Origin of the sequence: Collinsella sp. MSK.8.10 (genome assembly GCF_019041915.1) — a bacterium.
Lineage (GTDB): Bacteria > Actinomycetota > Coriobacteriia > Coriobacteriales > Coriobacteriaceae > Collinsella.
The window spans coordinates 1-2,214 of record NZ_JAHPYF010000016.1; the positions used below are offsets into that span (position 1 = coordinate 1).

Here is a 2,214-nt window from a genome sequence, read left to right on the forward strand (position 1 = left end):
GGGTCAGCCCGTGGGAGGCCAGGGCGCCGCTGACCGGTGGACGGCACCGAGCCGTCATCGAACTTGGAAGGGGGAGGCCTCGCGGCCTCCCCCCTTTTTTGCGTTTACACGCAACATTCCTTATGCAATTAAATCAATTTAATCATCCACCGCTGAATATAGACGTTCACCGTTCTTTGGTCGGTTCTTTGTTCTCAATGGACTAATATTTGCTTTAGCGCACTGCTGCGCTTGTCCTGTTTTACACGGGTCGTTTTATTGATTGTGACGGAAGGACTCACATGGCAGATGTTCATGAGCTGCTTGATACTTGGATTGCCAATGTCAAGGACGAGGAGCTCCTCGCTGAGCTTAACACGATGAAGGAGCAGGGTGATGAGGACGCCATCACCGACGCTTTCTTCCAGGATCTCGCCTTCGGTACTGCCGGCCTTCGCGGCACTATCGGTGCGGGCACTAACCGTATGAATATCTATACGGTCGGTCGTGCGACCCAGGGATTCGCTGACTACCTCAATGCGACCTTCGAGCATCCGACGGTCGCCATCGCTCGTGATAGCCGCAATAAAGGTGAGCTGTTTGTCAAGATGACGGCTGCCATTCTTGCAGCAAACGGCGTGACTGCCCTCGTGTATCCCAAGATTTCTCCTGTGCCGACGCTCTCCTGGGCCGTCCGCGACCTTAAGTGCTCCGGTGGCATTTGCATGACCGCTAGTCATAATCCGGCGCCTTATAACGGCTATAAGGCCTATGGCCCTGACGGCTGCCAGATCACCAGCGAGGCCGCTGATGCAATTTCTAAGGCTATCGCCGAGACCGATACGTTCACCGGCGTGAAGTCCATGGACTTCGATGAGGCTCTTGAGCAGGGTCTGGTCAAATGGATCGATGACTCGTGCCTCGAGCGTTATTACGACGCCGTTCTCGCCCGCGGCGTGACTAACCTTTCTGCCGAGGAGATCGCTGGCGCTCCGCTTAAGCTCGTCTACACTCCGCTCAACGGCACCGGCCTCATTCCCGTCACGACGGTGCTCGAGCGCGCTGGCATCACCGATGTCACGGTTGTTCCCGAGCAGAAGGAGCCTAACGGCGATTTCCCGACCTGCCCGTATCCTAACCCCGAGATCCGTCAGGCCATGCAGAAGGGCATCGATCTCTGCGAGCAGGTTCACCCTGATTTGCTGCTTGCAACCGATCCCGACGCCGACCGTGTTGGCGTTGCCGTTAAGAATGGCGATGACTATCTGCTGCTGACCGGCAATGAGATGGGCGTTCTGCTGCTCGACTATATCTGCAAGACCCGTGCTGCCCGCGGTGAGGACCTCACTAAGAAGGTTGCCGTTACTACTATCGTTTCTTCCGCCATGGTTGACGCTCTGGCCGACGAGTACGGTTTTGAGCTCCGCCGCTGCCTGACGGGCTTCAAGTACATCGGCGACATCATTACTTCTCTTTCCGATGCTGGCGAGGTCGATCGCTTTATCTTCGGTTTTGAGGAGAGCTACGGCTATCTGGCCGGTGACCACGTGCGCGACAAGGACGCCGTGAGCACTTCGCTTCTGATTTGCCAGATGGCGCAGTATTATAAGCTCCAGGGCAAGAACCTTGCCGATGCGATGCGCGAGCTTTACGAGAAGTATGGCTACTATCACAACAAGACGATTTCGCTGAGCTATCCGGGCGCTGAGGGTGCGGCAAAGATGGCCGGCATCATGGCTGGTCTGCGTGAGAACCCGCCCGCGGAACTCGCCGGTTCCAAAATTGAGACTGTCGTGGATTACAACACCTGCGTGAACGGCCTGCCGAAGGCTAACGTCATTGAGTTCGATCTTGAGGGTGGCAACAAGGGTATTGTTCGTCCTTCCGGCACCGAGCCCAAGATTAAGCTGTACATCTTCGCTAAGGGCACGGATGCCGCCGAGGCTGATGCAGCACTTGACGCGATTGAGGAGTCCGGTCGCAAGCTGTTGGCCTAAGGCTTTGAAAGCCTATTTCTATAGTTAGACGGAGGAGGGGATCTCGGAAACGAGGTCCCCTCTTTATTACCGGCAAACACAGCTGAGAATCCCAAGATGTGTAGGAAATGTGTACGCCCAGATTCCCGCCCACGGGGCCCCTCCGGTCTGGCAATATATCTCCTTGCCGCGCGGCCCGGTCGGACCGGATGAGCCGCGGGGCGTGCACCTTGAGAACCGGATACTGCGAGGATGGACA

The 2,214-nt window shown here is 56.6% G+C and carries 1 protein-coding gene; it reads left to right on the plus strand.

Going from position 1 to position 2,214, the window contains the following annotated elements; translation table 11 throughout:
• The first annotated feature begins 281 nt into the window (after positions 1–281).
• Positions 282–1,976, plus strand: a complete 1,695-nt coding sequence (locus KTF55_RS09860; RefSeq protein ID WP_217108509.1) for a phospho-sugar mutase — start codon at positions 282–284, stop codon at positions 1,974–1,976.
• The last annotated feature ends 238 nt before the right edge of the window (positions 1,977–2,214 follow it).